21 protein-coding genes and 1 pseudogene are annotated in these 19,747 nt (G+C 48.2%); 2 read left to right on the plus strand and 20 right to left on the minus strand.

Annotated elements, in window-relative coordinates; all coding sequences use genetic code 11:
- Positions 1 to 28 precede the first annotated feature (28 nt).
- The 9 genes and pseudogenes from WDY75_RS19015 to metH all read right to left on the minus strand — a co-directional run bounded on the left by WDY75_RS19015 (position 29) and on the right by metH (position 9,858).
- Entirely contained in the window at positions 29 to 1,105 is a 1,077-nt protein-coding gene (locus tag WDY75_RS19015; RefSeq protein WP_006209675.1) for an SAM-dependent methyltransferase, read from the minus strand.
- A gap of 5 nt (positions 1,106 to 1,110) precedes the next feature.
- Positions 1,111 to 1,885 (minus strand): annotated as a pseudogene (locus tag WDY75_RS19020) (ABC transporter ATP-binding protein).
- Positions 1,882 to 2,229: a thioredoxin family protein gene (locus WDY75_RS19025; protein ID WP_051449105.1), complete on the minus strand. Its 348-nt coding sequence runs from the start codon at positions 2,227 to 2,229 to the stop codon at positions 1,882 to 1,884. The pseudogene WDY75_RS19020 and the gene WDY75_RS19025 overlap by 4 nt, the downstream one beginning before the upstream one ends.
- Complete coding sequence (locus WDY75_RS19030) at positions 2,226 to 2,564, minus strand: cyclic-phosphate processing receiver domain-containing protein (RefSeq protein ID WP_006209670.1); 339 nt, start codon at positions 2,562 to 2,564, stop codon at positions 2,226 to 2,228. Before WDY75_RS19030 ends, WDY75_RS19025 begins: the two co-directional genes overlap by 4 nt.
- A 17-nt stretch (positions 2,565 to 2,581) precedes the next feature.
- Positions 2,582 to 3,430 (minus strand): deoxyribonuclease IV, encoded by an 849-nt coding sequence (locus WDY75_RS19035; RefSeq protein WP_063479255.1) that lies wholly within the window; start codon positions 3,428 to 3,430, stop codon positions 2,582 to 2,584.
- On the minus strand, positions 3,420 to 4,238 hold the full coding sequence (locus tag WDY75_RS19040; RefSeq protein WP_006209668.1) for an Fpg/Nei family DNA glycosylase: 819 nt from the start codon (positions 4,236 to 4,238) through the stop codon (positions 3,420 to 3,422). The genes WDY75_RS19035 and WDY75_RS19040 overlap by 11 nt, the downstream gene beginning before the upstream one ends.
- A gap of 49 nt (positions 4,239 to 4,287) precedes the next feature.
- Positions 4,288 to 5,076 (minus strand): TIGR01457 family HAD-type hydrolase, encoded by a 789-nt coding sequence (locus tag WDY75_RS19045; RefSeq protein WP_063479794.1) that lies wholly within the window; start codon positions 5,074 to 5,076, stop codon positions 4,288 to 4,290.
- Between the two features lie 324 nt (positions 5,077 to 5,400).
- A complete protein-coding gene (rnz, locus tag WDY75_RS19050; protein WP_006209666.1) occupies positions 5,401 to 6,330 on the minus strand; it encodes a ribonuclease Z in 930 nt (309 codons plus the stop codon).
- Positions 6,331 to 6,417: 87 nt separating this feature from the next.
- The gene (metH, locus tag WDY75_RS19055) at positions 6,418 to 9,858 is read right to left on the minus strand and encodes a methionine synthase (RefSeq protein WP_063479254.1); all 3,441 of its coding nucleotides are present in this window, start codon (positions 9,856 to 9,858) and stop codon (positions 6,418 to 6,420) included.
- 168 nt (positions 9,859 to 10,026) lie between these two features.
- On the opposite strand from metH, the gene WDY75_RS19060 reads away from it, so the two are divergent.
- Positions 10,027 to 10,563, plus strand: coding sequence for a cupin domain-containing protein (locus WDY75_RS19060; protein ID WP_006209664.1), 537 nt, complete (start codon positions 10,027 to 10,029; stop codon positions 10,561 to 10,563).
- Between the two features lie 100 nt (positions 10,564 to 10,663).
- Here the strand turns inward: WDY75_RS19060 and WDY75_RS19065 are convergent, their stop codons facing one another.
- The 5 genes from WDY75_RS19065 to WDY75_RS19085 form a co-directional block, all read right to left on the minus strand.
- Entirely contained in the window at positions 10,664 to 11,068 is a 405-nt protein-coding gene (locus tag WDY75_RS19065) for a FixH family protein (protein WP_063479793.1), read from the minus strand.
- A gap of 270 nt (positions 11,069 to 11,338) precedes the next feature.
- Positions 11,339 to 12,130 (minus strand): HAD family hydrolase, encoded by a 792-nt coding sequence (locus WDY75_RS19070; protein WP_006209662.1) that lies wholly within the window; start codon positions 12,128 to 12,130, stop codon positions 11,339 to 11,341.
- A gap of 42 nt (positions 12,131 to 12,172) precedes the next feature.
- Positions 12,173 to 12,697: a hypothetical protein gene (locus tag WDY75_RS19075; RefSeq protein WP_006209661.1), complete on the minus strand. Its 525-nt coding sequence runs from the start codon at positions 12,695 to 12,697 to the stop codon at positions 12,173 to 12,175.
- A gap of 160 nt (positions 12,698 to 12,857) precedes the next feature.
- Positions 12,858 to 13,064, minus strand: coding sequence for a DUF896 domain-containing protein (locus WDY75_RS19080; protein ID WP_006209660.1), 207 nt, complete (start codon positions 13,062 to 13,064; stop codon positions 12,858 to 12,860).
- 199 nt (positions 13,065 to 13,263) lie between these two features.
- A complete protein-coding gene (locus WDY75_RS19085; RefSeq protein ID WP_036637582.1) occupies positions 13,264 to 13,635 on the minus strand; it encodes a LysM peptidoglycan-binding domain-containing protein in 372 nt (123 codons plus the stop codon).
- 175 nt (positions 13,636 to 13,810) lie between these two features.
- Here WDY75_RS19085 and lexA point away from each other — a divergent pair, with 175 nt between their 5' ends.
- On the plus strand, positions 13,811 to 14,437 hold the full coding sequence (gene lexA, locus WDY75_RS19090; RefSeq protein ID WP_006209658.1) for a transcriptional repressor LexA: 627 nt from the start codon (positions 13,811 to 13,813) through the stop codon (positions 14,435 to 14,437).
- Positions 14,438 to 14,509: 72 nt separating this feature from the next.
- On the opposite strand, the gene WDY75_RS19095 is transcribed toward lexA, so the two are convergent.
- The 6 genes from WDY75_RS19095 to WDY75_RS19120 all read right to left on the minus strand — a co-directional run bounded on the left by WDY75_RS19095 (position 14,510) and on the right by WDY75_RS19120 (position 19,700).
- Positions 14,510 to 15,328: a hypothetical protein gene (locus WDY75_RS19095; protein ID WP_063479253.1), complete on the minus strand. Its 819-nt coding sequence runs from the start codon at positions 15,326 to 15,328 to the stop codon at positions 14,510 to 14,512.
- Positions 15,321 to 15,860: an RNA polymerase sigma factor gene (locus tag WDY75_RS19100; protein WP_063479252.1), complete on the minus strand. Its 540-nt coding sequence runs from the start codon at positions 15,858 to 15,860 to the stop codon at positions 15,321 to 15,323. Before WDY75_RS19100 ends, WDY75_RS19095 begins: the two co-directional genes overlap by 8 nt.
- Before the next feature lie 138 nt (positions 15,861 to 15,998).
- Positions 15,999 to 16,415 (minus strand): hypothetical protein, encoded by a 417-nt coding sequence (locus WDY75_RS19105; protein ID WP_006209654.1) that lies wholly within the window; start codon positions 16,413 to 16,415, stop codon positions 15,999 to 16,001.
- Positions 16,416 to 16,561: 146 nt separating this feature from the next.
- A complete protein-coding gene (gene glnA, locus WDY75_RS19110) occupies positions 16,562 to 17,890 on the minus strand; it encodes a type I glutamate--ammonia ligase (RefSeq protein WP_006209653.1) in 1,329 nt (442 codons plus the stop codon).
- 63 nt (positions 17,891 to 17,953) lie between these two features.
- Positions 17,954 to 18,364 carry a MerR family transcriptional regulator gene (locus WDY75_RS19115; RefSeq protein WP_006209652.1) on the minus strand — a complete coding sequence of 137 codons (411 nt, stop codon included), beginning with the start codon at positions 18,362 to 18,364 and terminating at the stop codon, positions 17,954 to 17,956.
- A gap of 82 nt (positions 18,365 to 18,446) precedes the next feature.
- Positions 18,447 to 19,700, minus strand: coding sequence for an aminotransferase class I/II-fold pyridoxal phosphate-dependent enzyme (locus WDY75_RS19120; protein ID WP_063479251.1), 1,254 nt, complete (start codon positions 19,698 to 19,700; stop codon positions 18,447 to 18,449).
- Positions 19,701 to 19,747 lie beyond the last annotated feature (47 nt).

A 19,747-nucleotide genomic window follows, 5' to 3' on the forward strand; every position in this document is an offset into this window, starting at 1 on the left:
CACGATTCATTCACTTGTAAAGACTTTTTTAATACTTAATCATATATAGCGTAATCTCGTCCCGATTATGAAACAGCTGCTTCGCTCCCTGAACCTGCATTCTCGCCTCTTCAAAAACCGCCATGATCTCTTTCACAAGCGCCATCGGTTTCTTGGTCAACAGCTTGACTGTAATGACTGCCGTGCCGCCCGCCTGAAGACTGTACAGGAGCCCTGTCACCATCTTCGCCGTTTGTTTCGGACTCCAGCTCATATCGCAGACCAGCAGATCGAATTCATGCTCCTTAAACGACACATCGGCCGCGTTCTTGTGGATGACCCTCAGGTTCTTGTGTCCGTGAAGCGATGGATGCATTTTGGCGGGATCCACCGCTGTAACCTGCAGGCCGCGCTCCAGCAAAAAGGAAGTCCATCCTCCAGGCGCAGCACCGATATCAAGGGCCTTGCGGAACGAATCAAATGGGATTCCGAACTGCTTCTCAGCCTCAAGCAGCTTGAACTTCGCCCTTGAGATTTGACCCTCTTCACGTTGAAAACGGACTGCGCCTCCGTTCCAATCCGACAGGTTCTCCTCTGGCCGCGACACGCCGACATACCATAAGCCGTCCGCTGCGAACAATGATATGATCCACTCCGGCGCCTGCACCGTGTATTCGAGTTGGAGCGGAGTCAAACGATGCTGAAGTTCATCCCGGAGCGCTGCCGGGTTTTCCGTCCACAAGCTGTTCTCCGTCTTTCGGATCTGGATGGATACTCGGCTGCCGCTGATCTCTTCCCGCTTCAGTATATACGCTTCGACCGCATGTAAAGCTTCATCAACGGTTTCCGCCGTTATTTCGAGATGTACGGGAAACAGATGCCGTAGAAAAATAGGGGGCTTGGACATTATCAGTCCCTTGGCCTCCTCTTCCGACCTGCCGAGTGTTGTTACAAACACCTCACCCGGTATCAACATCGTGCTCTTCAGGCTGCCAAACATCCGGCGCAGCTCTTCCTGGGCATAGGGTGCAAATCCATGATTTGCTGTGCACACCCATTTACAGTGCAAATCCTGACTTTTCCGATCCTCTTCTTCAAGACCCTGCATAACATTTAATTCATCCAAACGGATTAACCTCCAGAAATAACTTTGATCCAGGGACGTCCGCCATTCCATTCCAGCTGAGCGTCAATATCATAAGTTTGTTTGATAAGTTCAGGTTTTAATACTTCTTCTTTCCTACCCGAGGCCGTTAAGCGTCCGTCCTTGATAAGCGCCACATGAGTAAACAAAGGGACAATCTCCTCGATATGATGCGTAACGTACACAACCGCTATCTTACGCTGCTTCAGAGAATCAATCTCCAGCAGCATCTTCTCCCTTTCGTACAAATCAAGGCCGGCACACGGTTCATCCATAATCAGAATCCTCGGATCAGCCATAAGGGAACGCGCCAGCATTACTTTTTTTCGTTCGCCCTGGGATAAGGTTCCGAGAGGCTGCTCTGCCAAATGACCAACATTCATCTCATTCAGCAGAGTGTAGGCTCTACTCCGTGCTTCCTCCGGAATGTCCTGATAGAACCGCAAAAAGTGCATAAGCGCCTGTGGCGACTACTTCCCATACCGGGTCGCTCAGAGAAAGCTTTTCCAGCAGCGATTGACTAATATAGCCTATGGATTTGCGGACATCTCGAACGTCACATTGTCCATATACATGGCCGAGAACTTCAACTCGTCCACTGGAAGGGAACATATACCCCATCATCATTTCCAGCAGCGTGGTCTTGCCTGAACCATTCCGGCCCAAAATAACCCAGTTTTCTCCCGGTCTCATCTCCATGCTGACATTATCCAGAATATGACGGTCCCCTCGGACAAGCGATATATGCTGCAACGAGATCATGGCTTCACACTCCTGACAAAACTTGCAATATCCTGCACGGAGCCCATCCGGTACAGCACAGCCGGTACGGCGCCAGCACTTGATTGGACAGCCAAGAGAGCAGGAACACTGCGAATTTGATACCGTTCCACAATGCCCGGAAGAAAATTCACGTCTGCTTCAAGGAGCTTCATATCCGGAACCACATGCTCCACAATTTCGATCATTTTACGCGCAGCGGCACATGTACCGCATAATGGCGTATGCAAAAATACGATGACAGGATCAGCTTCCATATCCCGTTTCGCCATACGCTCTTGCCATTCGAGCCTCTCCACCAGTTCCCGCTGAGTAACCTCGATCATCTTGTACCCTGCGCGACTTCCCGCATTACGGATTCCGGCATCGGTCCATTATGAACCTGCACGCCTTCGGGCATATGTGCATAGAGCAGTTCATACATTTTTCTTCTGCCTGATGGACTTGAGGTGTGAAGATATATTTCCTTGGCCTGCAGCTTCTCGGCAATCATAGCAGCAACTACATCGCCGCCGTTCATTTGATCATGCCCCAACTCAAAATCAAGTGACAGCACATCCACTTCGCATTCGCGGAGCATCAACAGACATTCTTCCCCGTTTCGAGCCAGCGCAAATCCTTTCGGATTAGGACGCCAGTCGTCTAAATACAGATGAATCATACTACTCTCTCCCTTAATCAGGACCAGGACAGCACCTTGGCGATGTCTTCCCGATGTGTGCCGTCAGCCCCTTTTTCACTTTCCAGGACAAATGCCTTGCCCGTGAGCTCCTGTGCCAGAGCCAAATGCTTCAGCGCTTCTGTACCTATCATACCTTGCCCGACACGTGCATGACGATCTTTTCTCGAACCGGCTCCATATTTCGAGTCGTTTAAGTGGACTGCTACCAGGGAATCCCAGTAACCAAGCGACTTGCCTCTGGCAAGGAGCTCGCCTGTGTTGGATATATCCCATCCTCCTGCCGCAAACAAGTGGCAGGTATCGAGACAAAAACCTATTTTTTCCGGATAATCAGCCAGCTGTCTAACCTTTACACTCTCCTCAAGGGTCATGCCCATCGATCCATGGTCGCCCGCCTGATTCTCGATCAGCAGCTTGGCCTTGCCCTTCCAAGATGATAACACATCGTTCAAACAACGAATAATATTCTGATAGCCTTCCAGCACATCCTGACTCTTGTGATGCCCAAAATGAACAACGATGCCAAGCGAGCCGCAAGCCTCTGCAATTATAAGGTCATTCTTGAGTGATTCCACGGTCAACCCGTAGAATTCTTCGCCGCGGGTCAACCCTACCGCCATATTCGTCGGATAAGGCGTGTGCGCAATCGAAACAATCCCTTGCTCCTGGCAGAACCTGGCGCATGCGGCAGCATTCCGAATGTCCGGCGTCTTCAAATGGAGACTGCGCGGATTTTTCGGGAAATATTGATAGGCCAGTGAACCGATCCCGGCTGCACGCTGGGCTGCTGCAAGAAATCCGCCCCGGGTGCTGACGTGGCTTCCGATCCTGATCTTAGGCTTCATGCTGGCAATGGGGACAAAAGAAAACTTTGCGCGAGGTATGCTCCGCCTTCGCAATAGCGGTACCGCAGCGAACGCAAGGCTCTCCTTCGCGATCATACACCTTGCATTCGTCGTTATAGGCTCCTGTCAGCTGGTCCCCTTCCTGAAACGGCATCTCCATGTAACCTCCGCCATCAGTCGCTTCATTCATTACCTTAACGGTGCTGTCATACAGCTGCTCCAAAGACTGCTCCGACAAATCCTGGATTTTGGTCAATGGATGAATTCTGGCATCAAATGCGATCTCATCTGCGTAACAGTTACCGATTCCAGCGACAACCTGTTGATTGACCAGCGTAGTTTTTAATGCGCCACGCCGCTTTCCGATCAATTGGACAAAGCGCGCTTTGGTCATGCGTCGGTCCAGCAGCTCAGGTCCAAGCTCTTTTAGCGCATCATCGGCTTCTTTTGCCGTAAGAAAATGCAAATAACCCAGGCGCAGACCGATAAAATACAACACCTGATCACCAAACGTGATCTCGACTTGAGTAGAACGGGGAGGACGCTCTTCATCGATACGCCCTAAATACAGAATGCCTCCCAGCATCAAGTGAAGCAGCAGCCGGCCTCCGTTGTGGAGATGAAATACGAGGTGCTTCCCTCTCCGTTCCACAAAAATGACCTTGCTTCCTTTTAATACGGAAGTAAACTCATCAACAGGCACGTTTAGTGATTTCTCACGGTTCACGACAACATTTGTGATGGGTACATTGACAATGCTCTGAGATAACAGTCTTCGGTAGTTCTCCATTTCCGGCAGTTCCGGCATGATTCATCTTCCCTTCGTCGATCACAAAAGTTTATGTACGCTTCGCTTTTTACGAACACAGCAGTTTGACCACTTCACTCAAATCGCGGCATATATAGTCTGGCGTAACACCCGTTGCCTCGATATGTGCCTCCATGTTGAGATCTGTCGTTATACCCGTCATAACGAGCACCGTCTTGCATCCGGCATGTGCACCCGCTGCGATATCCGTACGGATATTATCCCCGATCACATAAGTTTCTTCCGGTGCCAGTCCAAGACGGTCCGAGGCAAACTTCATCAGAATCGAGGAAGGCTTGCCAATCACGGTCGGCTTAACTCCGGAAGCAGCTTCAATGGCGGCCCCAAGCGAACCTGCACCAGGCATTAAGCCGGTATCCGACGGGAGAAGCAGATCGGGATTGGTCAATACAGACACCGCCCCCTCCTGAATCCAGCGGACAGCACGGGTCAGTTTATCGTAATGAAACGCACGGTCAATTCCTTGAATGACATATTCAGGGGAGTCCTCCACGATCGTGAGGCCTGCAGACAACAGCGCTTCCCTCAGTCCCTCTTCCCCGAGCATCGCAACTCTGGCTCCCGGCGATTCCTCGGCAATATATCGGGCCGCTGCAAGGGAAGAGGTGCACACTTCGTTTGGCGAAGCAGGTATCCCCATTTCCATCAAATGCGCTGCCACCTGCTCCGGTGTTCTCGAGGAGTTGTTGGTTACGTACAGGTACGGAATCTGCAGCTCCTTCAATCGCTCAATGAGAAGATCCGCTCCCTCAATTCGGTTGCGGCCGTGATACAGTGTTCCATCGAGGTCTATCAGCAATCCTTTGGGTTTTTCCATCATGTTATAGCACCTTCTTTATTTCTTTCCTTCATACCCTAAATGATTCATCGGCTGAAGTAAAAGTGTATTCTCGCCAATCCGTTATCGGCATCCATCATCATGAATATGTATCAAACATAAATACCCCAGTAGTATTATTGTAAAGAAGCCCACATCCGGTTGCAAGGTTCATGCCGGGCGCCTCATCCTGGTGCTGCCGAGTCGAAAGAAATCGAAGGCTGTCCAACCATCAGCGAATATATATCGGTTTGTCATTTCCTGCGCTTTCCCGGAAAATAATTCACTTCACATTTCCCTGTAAGCCGGGCAGCTGCTCCATTTTTACGATCTTCTCTGGATGGGGTACAATCCGAAATCTTCAGCCAGCCGTGTATTCTCAAAAATCTGCTGCGCTTCCTTAAGCAGTGGCTGCAGATGCTCGATATCTTTATAGCGGGAACTAAAGTGGGTCAGGAACAGCGTCTTTACTCCGGCTCGTTCTGCTGCCTCTGCTGCCTGCTTAGCTGTACTGTGATAATATTCGTGAGCGAGCTCCGTCAAGTCATCCATAAAGGTAGCTTCATGAACGAGAAGATCGGCTCCCTTCGACAGGCTCTCCACCCCCGGGCATGGGCGCGTATCCCCGAGAATCGTAACCACTCTGCCTTTTTTCGGAGTTAGAAGCACGTCCGAAGCATGTATCCACCTGCCGCCGCCGAGATCCACGCTCTCTCCTCTTTTCAGCTTCCCGTATAACGGTCCCGGCTTGAGCCCGTAAGCCTCCAGCCGCTTCAGATCCAGACTGCCGGGAAGGTCTTTCTCCTCTATGCGGTAACCGTAGCTCTCCGCTCGATGATCCAGCTTTGCCGCTTCCACCCGGAAGCTATCGTCCTCAAACAACACACCGCCCGTATGCTCCATGATCTCCATCGTGTAAGGAACACGGGATTGGCTGATGTTTAATGTGGTCTCAATGAACGATTTAATCCCCGGGGGACCGTAAATCGCAAGCGGTAAAGTCACGCCTTGGGCACCGCGGCTCGAAAGCAGTCCCGGCAGGCCGAAGATGTGATCACCATGCATATGGGTAATGAATACCTTCTCAAGCTTGGACAGCTTGAGCGGGGATTTCAATATTTGATGCTGTGTGCCTTCTCCACAATCAAAAAGCCACAGACTTCTGCGCTCCTCCAGCAAACGCAGTGCAATCGAGGTCACGTTACGCTGTAGCGTCGGAACCCCCGCGTTCGTTCCTAAAAAATAGAGTTCCATCCCTCTTCTCCCCTTTCGGTTGTAAACCGGAGAAATCCCCCGAAACATTCGGAGGATTTCAACCCGGCTATGCCGGTATTCAACAGGTTAAGCTTTATCCACGTTAAAATAATGTGCCTCAGGATGGCTGAACACCATCGCCGATACCGACGCCTCAGGCTCCATCATGAATCCTTCGGTGAGTTGAACGCCGATATCCTCTGGCTGCAGCAGCTTAAACAACGGCTCCTGATCTTCCAGGTCCGGGCAAGCCGGATAACCAAAGGAGACGCGAATGCCTTGATACCTGGCACCCAAGCGCTGCTTCATGGTCATGTCTGCCGGATCCGGATATCCCCAAGTATCCCGCATCATGTGATGAATCCGCTCCGCCAGTCCTTCTGCCGTTTCCAGGGCAACGGATTGAAGCGCATGGGAGCGGAGATAATCTCCCTTGTCCTTCCATTCCCCGGACAGTTTTCCTACGCCGTGTCCTGCTGTAACAACGAGAAATCCGACGTAATCCATCACGCCGCTATCTACGGATTTCAAGAAATCCGCCAGACATAGGTATGGCTCAACCTGCTGTCTCGGAAACGTAAACGTATGCAGTTCTTTGGTTGTGTCATTCGGATCATATATGATGATATCGTTGCCTCTCGACTGCGCCGGGAAGAAACGGTACATGGCATGCGCCTGAATGATGCCCGATTGAACGGCCTCCTCCAGGATACCGTCAACGGTTTCCTTAAGGGATACTGCCTTCGGATCATTTGCTTTTAACAGCTGTTCCACGGATCCTTTAAGTCCCAGATGATGTCCTAACAGCATCTGCATGTTGATATAAGGCAGGATATGCGAGATCGGATAATTCCGGAGCACATGCCGCTCCATATCCGGCGGTATATACACCGGGACATCTGTCGATATTTTGGATCGCAAGCCCTCTGACAGCTTAGGCATCACTTTCACCACTTGAGGAGCCGCAGCTTCCGCTTCTTGCTCTGCCTTGATATCTTCAACCATTCTTGTCCGCTGCACCGGATCGCTAAGCTGGTTTGCCAAAGCAAGACCATCCATCGCATCCTTGGCATAGAGCACCATCCCATCGTACTCCGGACGAATGCGCGTTTTGGTGAATTTTCGTGTCAGGGCAGCTCCGCCTACCATAATCGGAACGCTGATCCCGGCATTCTTCAAATCCTGGGCCGTTGATACCATCTGCTGGGCTGATTTGACCAGCAAACCGGACAAACCGATTGCATCAGGCTGTTCACGCCGGTAGGCCTCGATAATTTGCTCCGGTGGTACTTTTATACCCAAATTAATGATTCGATAACCATTGTTGGACAGAATGATCTCCACCAGGTTTTTGCCGATATCATGCACATCTCCCTTGACGGTGGCGAGCATGATTTTACCTTTGACCGATGACTCGTTTTTCTCCATAAAAGATTCCAAATACGCCACGGAGGCTTTCATTACTTCTGCGCTCTGGAGCACTTCTGCCACGATTAACTCATTGTTGTTGAACAAGCGGCCAACCTCGCTCATTCCATTCATCAATGGGCCGTTAATAATCTCAAGGGCTCCGTATTTGGTTAATGCTTCATCCAAGTCCGGAATAAGTCCTTCCTTAGACCCTTCCACTACATAGGAGGCAAGGCGTTCCTCAAGTGTCAAATTCGAGACTTGAACCTTCTTCTCGACCTTCTTGTTGCGGAATGCCGCCACAAAGGCTGCCAATGTCTCATCATTGGTGCGGTAGATCAGCTCCTCCGCCAACCGGCGCTCCTCTTCCGGAATGGAGGCATACCGTTCCAGCTTCTCTGTGTTCACAATCGCATAATCCAGGCCCGCCTTGGTGCATTCGTACAGATACACGGAATTCAGCACTTCGCGTCCTGCTTCCGGCAATCCGAAGGAAACGTTGCTGATTCCAAGAATCGTATGCACTTTCGGCATCGCTTCTTTTATAATACGAATGCCTTCAATGGTTTCCTTGGCGGATCCGATGTACTGCTCGTCTCCAGTACCTACAGGGAATACCAGTGTGTCAAAAATAATATCTTCCGGTGAAACACCATACTTGTTCACGAGCAGATCATAAGAGCGCTGAGCTACCTTCAGCTTGTCGTCACGATGGATCGCCTGGCCGCTCTCATCAATGGTGCCCACTACGACCGCAGCACCGTATTTGTGTACCAAGGGAATCACTTGCTCAAATTTCTCCTCGCCATCTTCAAGGTTAATGGAGTTAATTATCGCTTTGCCTTGCGAGTATTGTAGGGCTAAGTCAATGACAGCCGGATCGGTTGTATCCACCATCAGTGGTACCTTAACCTTTTTCACCACGAGCTCCAGGAATTTGACCATGTCTTCACTTTCTTCACGATCAGGGTCCTGCACACAAACGTCAATAATATGAGCACCGTTCTTCACTTGTGCACGGGCAATCTCGGATGCCTCTTCGTATTTGCCTTCAACAATTAGACGCTTAAACTTGCGCGAACCCAGTACATTCGTACGTTCACCCACCATATATGGGCGGTTTTCTTGCTCAATATAGACAGGCTCGATGCCGGACAATGCCGGTAAATGCGTACCATCCAGCGGACGTGGCAGGAAGGTGTCCATCGTATTCTTTAGCGCACGAATATGATCAGGAGTTGTCCCGCAGCAACCGCCGGCAATATTGAGCCATCCCTTTTCTGCAAAAGCACCCATCTTCTGGGCCAACGACTCAGGGGATTCATGATACTGACCGTTCTCGTCAGGCAGACCAGCGTTAGGATAACAACTGATCGCACTTCTTGACATTTCAGACAAAGACCGGATATGGTCGCGCATGAATTCCGGGCCTGTAGCGCAGTTAAGCCCGATGGATACCGGATTTAAATGTTCCAATGAAATGTAGAACGCTTCAATATTCTGACCGGCAAGCGTGGTTCCCATCGGTTCGATGGTACCGGAAATCATAATAGGAAGGGTAACACCCGTCTTCTCAAACGCCTGGCGAATGCCAATGCTCCCCGCTTTAACGTTCAACGTATCCTGTGAAGTTTCGAGCAGCAGCGCATCAACCCCTCCTTCAATCAAAGCCACGGCCTGCTCCTCGTAACTCTCAATCAACTCGGCAAAAGTCACACCGCCGGTGACGGAGAGCGTCTTGGTTGTCGGCCCCATTGCCCCCACCACATAGCGAGGACTGTCCGGGGTAGAATATTTTTCAACCGCAGCACGCGCCAAATGCGCTGCTTTCAGGTTGAGTTCCCTGGCAAGCTCCGGAACATCATATTCAGCAAGGACAACGGAGGTTGAGCCAAATGTATTCGTTTCAATCAGGTCTGCACCTGCTTCAAGGTATTGTTCATGTATTTTCTGAATGACATCCGGCCGATGAATGACCAGCATTTCATTACAACCGTCCAGCTCCGGGCCGCCAAAATCTTCTGCCGAGAGGTCCTCTTGCTGTATCATGGTGCCCATGGCACCATCAAGAATTAATATTCGTTCCTTAAGTACTTCTTGTAAGCTAGGCTTGTTCAACTCATAAACCTCCCCGGAAAACGTTAAATCTTAGTGTATCAGAATATTTTTCAATAGAAAAGCTGAAATATGCGTTGTTACTCGGGCAAATCAACATTTGCAGATGACAAACGCGGTGAGGGGGGCTATAATACATATTAATCCAACGGGAGAAAGAGGGTTAGAGCTATGGCAGAGATTGTAATTCGCAATACGAACGAACGTATTACCGGGGAAGAAAATGTTCGGGAATTCCTGAATAACCAAGAGGTTGTTTACGAGCACTGGAATATGGAAAAACTCCCGGCAGCGCTTCAAGAAAATTTCAAGCTTAGTGATGACGATAAGAAGCGCATTTTGGACATCTTTGATGTAGAGATTCGCGACCTGGCTGCAAGACGCGGCTACAAAATTTGGGATGTCATCACACTTTCCGAGTCAACGCCCAATATAGAGGACCTGTTGAAGAAATTCGAAGAGGTTCACACGCACTCGGAAGACGAAATCCGTGCGATTGTCGGCGGTAAAGGGATCTTCATTATTAAAGGTTCTGACGATGTAGGATACTTTAATGTTGAGCTTGAGCCCGGCGATGTCATTTCCGTTCCGGAAAACACGCCTCACTTCTTCACATTGATGGAGAACAAACAGATCATCGCAGTTCGTCTCTTCATTGAAGAGAACGGATGGGTAGCTACACCGGTAGCGGATCCCCAGTTCCAATAAAACTGCAATGGTTGATTGAATAGGAAAATAAAATAAGGCAGCGCAACCATCCGATTCACGGATCCTGCACTGCCTTATTTTATTGTGTTGCATTACTCCATTACTCCGTTACCGTGAGTTCCTTCAACGGCATCGAGTGCTGTCCTCTTGCAGTGACGTGCGAAACGATACGATACGTTCCGGCATCGGGGAAGGTTTTTTCCATTTGGTATACCCCATCCTGATCGTGCTTAACCGGCACCTTCGCCTGTACGCCTCCACCTTCGAGTGTTACTTCAAATTCCACATCATTCGCATCTTCCACCGGATTGCCTGCTTGTGTCACCTTTGCTTGAATTAATACCTTCTCACCAGCCTGAATGCTCTCCGGCGTCAACGTCAGTTCTACAATGATAGGCTCTGCCATCACATCATCGCTGTATTCCGCTTGGCTGTCACTGCATGCAGCAAGCGCAACAGCCATAAGTACCATCGCTGCAAACAAAGCCACCTTTTTCGTTGTCATGCCTAACACCTCTTTACGATATAATGCTATGTATGGTTCATCCACGTAATGGTCAATGCCAATCTGCGTAAGCTTACTATCCATTATATCGTATTAACCTTTTTTTTCTATCTCATACAGCTTACAATTGTGTGACGTTTGTCACAGGCGGTAATCAACAACAAACCTCAGGCGACAGAACCAACAAAAAACAGCCCCGGATCGCATAATCTGCTTCAGGACTGTTTCTATGTACGATAACGTATCGATGGATATTTATATACTTGTAATTTACAAATTCCTCAAAATGCCGTGCAGTTCGGATAAATGCTTGATTTCAAACTTCGGCTGTATACCCGGATCATGGGGACGATCGACCCGATTGATCCATACGGTATGGAGCCCAGCCGCATTGCCGCCCTTAATATCCGTTGTCAGTTTATCCCCGACCATAACAGCTTGATCGGCCTCCACACCTAACAGATCAAGTGCATGCTTGAATATGGAGACATCTGGCTTACCCTTGCCGAAATCGCCGGAAATGATAATATGATCGAAATATGGGACCAGCTCCGGGACGCCATCCAGCTTCTCCTGCTGCAGATCAGGACTTCCGTTCGTAAGAAGCAGTAATTTCACGTTGCCCTGCAATTCCTTCAGAATTTCAAAGGTCTCTTCATATACATAGGGTCTTGTTCGACGTTCTGAAGCAAATCGTTCAGCCAGCTTCTCAGCCAACGACTCATTATCCACACCCACGCGAATAAGTCCCCGGCGCCACGACTCTTTGCGGTAAACGGGTGCAAGTTCCTGAAGTTTCCTGAATTCCGGCTGTGCTCCAGCCGTAAAATTCGCCCACAAGCCTTCAAACGGATTAATTCCGATCATTTTAGTAAAAGCAAACGTATCATACGATTCATATAATGCTCTTGCTTCCTCCCTGACCGCAGACAGCAGTTCAGCTGCATTGACGCCGGTTTCCGCTGCCCCCGCTTGGCTTGTCACTTCGAAAGCCTCTTCCACACTTCGTTCGTCCCACAATAACGTATCATCCAAATCAAATAACACTGCAGCTATCGGCATTTCTCTCCCACTCCCCATATTGACTGTTATCTGCTCTGTCGATTAGTCATGCTCCACTGGAATTTGATGAGTTTTGGCAAACTCCTCCAGCCTCTCGCCCATCGCTTTGGTATCATAAAGATTCATCATGCGTGAGAACACCCAATTGCCCGCTTTCCCTTTGCCCTGGATAACCACGGAACCCGAAGCAATTTTGATCTTCTCGATGTCAGATACAGCCAAACGGCGTTCCCGGTTGAATTTCATCGTGGATACAGAGGCACGCTCTATCTTCAAATAAGGCTTACGCAAGAAAATCATAAGCGCCAATAGAATATACAAACTGACACCCACCCAGTTCAACACATCATTGCTTCCTCCTGTTGCCCCAGACGTTGCAGTGCCCAGAAGGGCGTACAGCCCGGCAAGCGCAACGAGCACTAACGGCAGAACGTATTTACGTCCTTTAAACACATCACTCTTATCGGAGATGGTGGAACCTTGGTACGAGGACAGCCCTTGCTTCTTACGCTGCTTGTTGAGTTGTGACATATTCTTGTTGACTTTTCTTTCCCATGATCGTGACATATGGTTCCCCCTGGACTCAATTTCAATATGATTTAAACCATATAAACTTGGGAAACCGTGTTCAATTCTCTACAAATGAACCGGCATCCCAAATGTTATAATTCTATCCTTCTATCTGCCCATTAATTCTCTGATCAGATCATGAGACAGTTTTCATAGACTACTGCTTTAATCGTGGGCCGCCTTTTTCTTCATTTTCATCTACCCATTCAATCGATTCAAGCTGTTGTCTAAAGTTACTACGAATATTGTTAAGGTATATTTCCCGAAGCTCAGCCCGTTCCTTCTGCTCTTCTTCGGTCAACCCTTCACTCTTCTGTTTTCTTGCTAATACATTAATGCGTTCCACCAAAGTATCAATATCCATGCCTTCTCCTCCAATTCCAATATCATTTATAACTTAAACATGTGAAAAAGAGCTTGTCAAGGAAACCGCACCCTTGCAAACTCTCATTAAGAATAAATATGAATGTATGATCAGTATGAATGGGTTCTCCCCATCATTAACAATAGAGTATTAGTAATTAGAAATACACAATACGCGTTAGAATGGATTGCTCATTACATTACCACACCGGTAATGATAACACCTCTCCTGCCTGTATGTCAGGACCTTTCAAACCGTTCGTTCTTCTAATACTATCAATATATACGCGCGTATCCATATCAGCTGGTTTATGAAGGGAAGCGATACGCCATAAACTATCGCCGGATTGAACAATGACCAACTTCTCACCTGTCGGCTTCTCCATTCCCCCGGCAAAAACGGAATAGGCCCCCGTCCAAAAGGATGCAACAATCAGCAGAATGAATAGAAGTTTAATTAAGGGGATGGAAGTCATTCTGGATTTCAATTGATAGACCCAAGTCACCGAAGACTTCTCCGTTCGCACAGGAACGTTCTCATAAATACTACGGTATGTACTGTATTTCAACATGGAATCATCATCTCCCAAACAAGTGTTCTCTTATGAATTCATAATAACACGAACATTTGTTTGATACAATACCTAAAAGAACATTTGTTCTATCTTTTTTTAGAACTTATGTTTGTACGAACGGAAGTTCTATGTTATAATTTTCCCAAACGTTACTAAATGGGGTTGATACGGCATGTCGAAAATATCCAGCCGCCAGCTGGCGATCTTAGAGTTTATCCGCAACGAAGTTCGTAGCAAGGGTTACCCGCCTTCTGTCCGGGAAATCGGCGAGGCTGTAGGACTAGCTTCCAGTTCAACGGTCCATGGGCATCTAGACCGATTGGAGAAGAAAGGCCTGATCCGCCGTGACCCTACGAAGCCAAGAGCGATCGAACTGCTTGGCCAAGAAGAATCCGATAGCGCTAATCTGTTTACCCACACCATTGCCAGAGTGCCTGTTGTCGGTAAAGTCACTGCAGGCGTACCTATTACCGCCATGGAGAACATCGAGGATTACTTCCCTCTCCCTCAGCATTATGTAGGCGACGATAAGGTATTCATGTTATCTGTTGTTGGTGACAGCATGATTGAAGCTGGCATACATAGCGGTGACTATGTCATTGTTCGCCAGCAGCAAACTGCAGACAATGGGGACATTGTAGTAGCGATGACAGAGGAAGACGAAGCAACCGTAAAGACCTTCTACAAAGAGAAGGACCACGTTCGCTTGCAGCCGGAGAATCCTACTTACGAGCCCCTGCGCCTGAATCATGTAACCATTCTCGGCAAAGTCATCGGTCTCTTTAGGGATGTACACTAACTTCATATATCAATGAACAAGAGGTTACCTCCTTAGTTGGATGGTAACCTCTTGTGCTACGTTATTTAATCCTTAAGATTTCCGGTCCTTGCGCAAGACCATCACCATGGCATTTTGCCTAAGATCTAATTGATACATTCTCTCAGCCATATTATATTCAGGCGAGCCTTCCCCGCCTGGACCCTCCGTAGACTTCAGAACAAGCTTATTATCTTTCACCGTAGGTGTAGTGCCCGGTCTGTAATAGGACGTGCTGGCTCTAGAAAACTCCTCCTCAAATTGCAGCTGCACCGCCTTACCACTCCCATGCTCCACCGCAAATGCATAGATTTGTATTCCGTGACAGTCCTTATATTGCGGGGCGAGTATGAACACATCCGCTTCCTGAAAAGGCAATCGAATCATCTGAAGAGCAGCGGAAGTTGGTTGTATGAAGGTGAGATCCTCAAGGACAACCACATCCTCCGAGGTCCCCTCTGCCGCGTACTTCACTTTGTAATCCCCTTTAAACGACAGATCCGTTTCGAGTCCGAAACAGCTGGGAGCTCCTAATTCCGTTATCTCTTCCTTATCGATGGCAACTACCTGTAACGTTCCTTCATCCGTTGTACCTTCTGCGCGAATCGTCTCCGTCACAGATGGGGATGGTCCCCCCCCTGCCGTATGCTGTTGTACCGTACGTTCCCCCCAAGGAAACTGAATCAATAGCAGTAGAGTGACAAACAATAGCACGCCAGTCATACCAACACGTAAATATGGACGACGCTTTGATCTATGGCTACCTTGGGTCAGTGACACCTGTACCTTATTTTTCATCTCGGCGGTAAATGGTTCATTTTGAAAAGGACCTTGTTGCGCTCGCTCGTACCAATCAGGCTTTTCCTCATTCATAACCAGAATTCTCCTTTAACATGTTCTGCACTTTTTTTCTCGCCCGATACAGCCTGGATTTAACCGTACCAGTCGCTACGTTTAGAAGCTCCGCTATCTGAGTGATCGGCATTTCGTAGTAAAGATCTAGAACCAGCACCTCCCTGAACTTTCTTGGCAGACTCATAATCATCCTCCATATCTCATCCGTATACTGACTTTCCATATATTCCGCTTCAGCTGACCGGCTCTGGTCATCCAGACGCGGCTTGTCCTGCAAGGTCACTTTCCGCAAGAAAAAAGCCTGTTTGTGCCGGAACGCCGTATGTCTTGTAATCGTAAGCAGCCATGTCTTTAACGTCGACTGCCCACGAAACGTATGTATTCCATAATAGGCCTTAATAAAAACCTCTTGGGCAATGTCATCAGCAAGAGCATGTTGCTTGGTCAAAAAATAGGCGTAATTCCATATATCATTTCCATACTGGTTCATCATTTCATTCAAGGTTTGTGTATCCATCTTCGACATTTGTGTTACGTATTCAAGCTCCAACCGATTCACCTCATCTAATTAGAGTCATTGAAGCGAGTAAAAGTTCCCTAATTTTGATAAATAAAAAAGGCATCTTCCCCCACATGGAGTAGATCCCCTTCATTCCCGGTTAATGTTATCTGGTTTCTAAAGATTATGTTACTCAGTCGTTAAAGGAGCCTGGTCCCAATCCAATTTAAATTCAGAACCAAATCTTCTTACGGATTCTATATCAGCAGTAAGATTAAAATCCTGCTCAGATCCGTAAAAACCCAATTGATAACTTCCTGCCGTATCTGTTTCTTTCCAATCCAATTGATATAAATGTTTTTCAAAAGACATAAATAAACCATTAAGACTAAATGAATTAAGCCTATCAAGAGGAAATTCCGTCGTAACTCTAATATAATTTCGAATCGTCAGGTTGGTCCAACCAAAATTCAAATCATAAATTAAATGATCCGCTTTAAAAAACTTGAAATGGATCTGGCATCCTTCATTCTCACCAGGTATTCGTGATATAAAACGGAATTCAACCCGAGTTCCCTCTTCATGGAGGTCCCTAAGTACGGCCATTTATAATCTCCTCTACGGTTATTCCTTTGATTTCGGGTAATGTTATTGTAATCAAGCGTAGTTGGAATGACAAGTCGGCGCTGCCACACCTACACCGACTTAAACAAAAAAATCCCCACTGCCATATAGCAGCGGGGATTCCTCTATTAATACATCGTAATGTACTGATCGCGTTCCCATTGGTGAACTTGTGTTCTATACATGTCCCATTCGATTTCCTTCAGCTCATAGAAATGCGCCAGCGCATGATCGCCGAGTGCGTCGGAAATAACTTCGCTGCGAATCAATTCGTTGAGCGCTTCCTTCAGGTTTGCCGGCAAGCTTGGGATACCTTCCTCGATGCGCTCTTCTTCCGTCATCACATAGATGTTACGGTCAATTGGAGCCGGGAGGGACAATTCGCGTTTAACGCCATCCAAACCTGCTTTTAGCATTACAGCAAGAGCGAGGTATGGGTTAGCTGCTGGATCCGGGTTACGCACTTCGATACGTGTGCTGAGGCCACGGGATGCAGGAATGCGGATCATCGGGCTGCGGTTGCTTGCAGACCACGCTACGTAGCAGGGTGCTTCGTAACCAGGCACGAGACGCTTGTACGAGTTAACCGTAGGGTTCGTAATCGCAGCAAATGCGCGTGCATGCTTAAGAATACCCGCCATGTAGTTACGAGCGGTTACGCTCAAGCCAAGCTCATCACTCTCATCAACAAACGCGTTCTCGTTGCCTTTGAAGAGCGATTGGTTGCAGTGCATACCAGAGCCGTTCACGCCAAAGAGTGGTTTCGGCATAAAGGTAGCAATCAGACCATGCTGACGAGCAATCGTCTTAACTACCAATTTGAAGGTTTGGATCTGATCGGCTGCTTTGATAGCACTCGCATATTTAAAGTCAATTTCGTGTTGGCCAGGAGCCACCTCATGGTGAGATGCTTCGATCTCAAAACCCATCTCTTCAAGCGTCAACACGATATCGCGGCGGCAATTCTCGCCAAGGTCCGTTGGTGCCAGGTCAAAGTATCCGCCTTGGTCATTAAGCTCCATGGTTGGGTTGCCTTTTTCATCAGTCTTGAACAGGAAGAATTCCGGTTCTGGACCTACATTCATGGAAGTGAAACCCATCTCTTCGGCTTCTTCCAAAGCTCTCTTCAGAATACCGCGCGGATCTCCGGCAAATGGAGTGCCGTCAGGCATATAGATATCGCAGATCAAACGCGCAACACGATCCTCGGATACCCATGGGAAAATCATAAAAGTATCGAGGTCCGGATACAGATACATATCGGATTCTTCAATACGTACATAACCTTCGATGGAAGAACCATCAAACATCATTTTATTATCAAGTGCTTTTGGCAGCTGGCTTACAGGAATTTCAACGTTTTTGATCGTTCCAAGCAAATCTGTAAATTGCAAGCGGATAAATCGAACATTTTCTTCTTGTGCAATGCGTAGAATGTCCTCTCTGGTATAACTCACTTTATCCTCTCCTTTTTAAATAAAAACTAGTAATGTGAATGAAGAATTACAGCATGGCAATCCTTATTTATTAAAAAACCGGGATAATTCCCCTTGAATCAATGAAACCTGACCCGGTCTTTTAGCGGTAATCAATTCCTGCTTCAGCAAACGACGCAGCTGCGACTCTGACATCTCACGGCGTCTGTTCTCCGTATCAGGAGTAATGACGGTAGCCTCTTCAGACTCTTTTGTGACAGGGTTCATAACTTGCTTAATGCCAGCGATGTTAACACCTTTCTCAATCAAAGCCTTAATCTCTAGCAGTCGCTCCACATCATTGAAGGAAAACAGGCGTTGGTTGCCCGATGTGCGGGCAGGGACAATTAAATTATGCTGCTCATAATAGCGTATCTGTCTGGCAGATAGATCCGTAAGCTTCATAACGATGCCTATCGGAAATAACGCCATATTCCTCCGAATCTCATCACCCATATCTCATCAACCTTCCAAGTGGTCTATTCTGATCCTATTGTACATTTCCTGATCAGCTACGTCAACCGCATGTAAGGATAACTCACAATAGTTTACGATCTTTCATACTTTGAAGGGCCATAAGTACCCCATATTTAACATGAGAGTACGTCAGACCCCCTTGCATATAACCAATGTATGGAGATCGGATAGGAGCATCTGCCGATAATTCAAGGCTTCCTCCCTGAATGAACGTGCCTGCAGCCATGATTACCGGGTGCTCATATCCAGGCATATCCCAAGGCTCAGGCACCACATGACTGTCTACTGCCGCTGCCCGCTGAATCCCTTGAACAAAAGCGATCAAGTGATCCGGTCCGGTAAAAGAAACGGCCTGGATCAAATCCGTGCGTTCGTCCTGCCAGCCCGGCTTGGTTGTATATCCTACGGCCTCAAACATCGCAGCAGCATATACACTGCCCTTGACCGCTTGTCCCACCGTAGAAGGTGCGAGGAATAACCCCTGGTAAATTCCCCTCGTCGTGCCTAGCATAGCTCCCACCTCACGCCCGATTCCCGGAGCGGTAAGCCGATAGGCTGCCATATCCACATAGGCTGCCTTGCCGCAGATGTAACCACCGGTTTCGGCAATGCCGCCGCCCGGGTTTTTGATGAGAGAACCTGCCATCAGGTCAACGCCAACTTCGGTAGGCTCCAATTGCTCCGTAAACTCGCCATAGCAGTTATCTACGAAAATAATCAAATCCTCGCGAATGGAGCGGATACGGGCAACCATTTCACCAATCTGAGCGACCGTAAAGGAAGAGCGCCAATCATATCCGCGGGAACGCTGGATACCGATGACTTTCGTTGTTGGCGTGATCATCATCTCCACCTGATTCCAATCAATCTCACCTTGTTCTGTTAGCGCAATCTCATGATAACCGATGCCAAAATCCCGAAGGGAACCCGTGCCGTCTCCAGGCTCGCCGATGACTTTATGAAGAGTGTCATACGGACGTCCGGAAATGTACAGCAGCTCATCTCCTGGTCTTAAAACGCCAAACAGCGCCGTCGAAATCGTATGCGTCCCGGAAGCAAAATGAGGACGCACCAGGGCCGATTCGGCCCCGAATACGTCTGCATATACTTCATCCAGCACTTCCCGCCCGCGATCATTGTATGCATAGCCGGTGGAAGCCGCGAAGTGAAAATCACTTACCTGATGCTTCTGGAAGGCATCGATCACCTTCCACTGATTGAAGTCCACGATCGCGTCAATCTCGCGCAAGCGCTGTCCTATTTTTGCTTCCATCTCATTGCTTAATTCAAGTATATCCTGCGAAAATCTTGCCATGACAAACCGCTCTCTCCTCTATTACACATGATGTCTCACATCTTAAC

This window comes from Paenibacillus glucanolyticus, assembly GCF_037333485.1.
Lineage (GTDB): Bacteria > Bacillota > Bacilli > Paenibacillales > Paenibacillaceae > Paenibacillus_AQ > Paenibacillus_AQ glucanolyticus.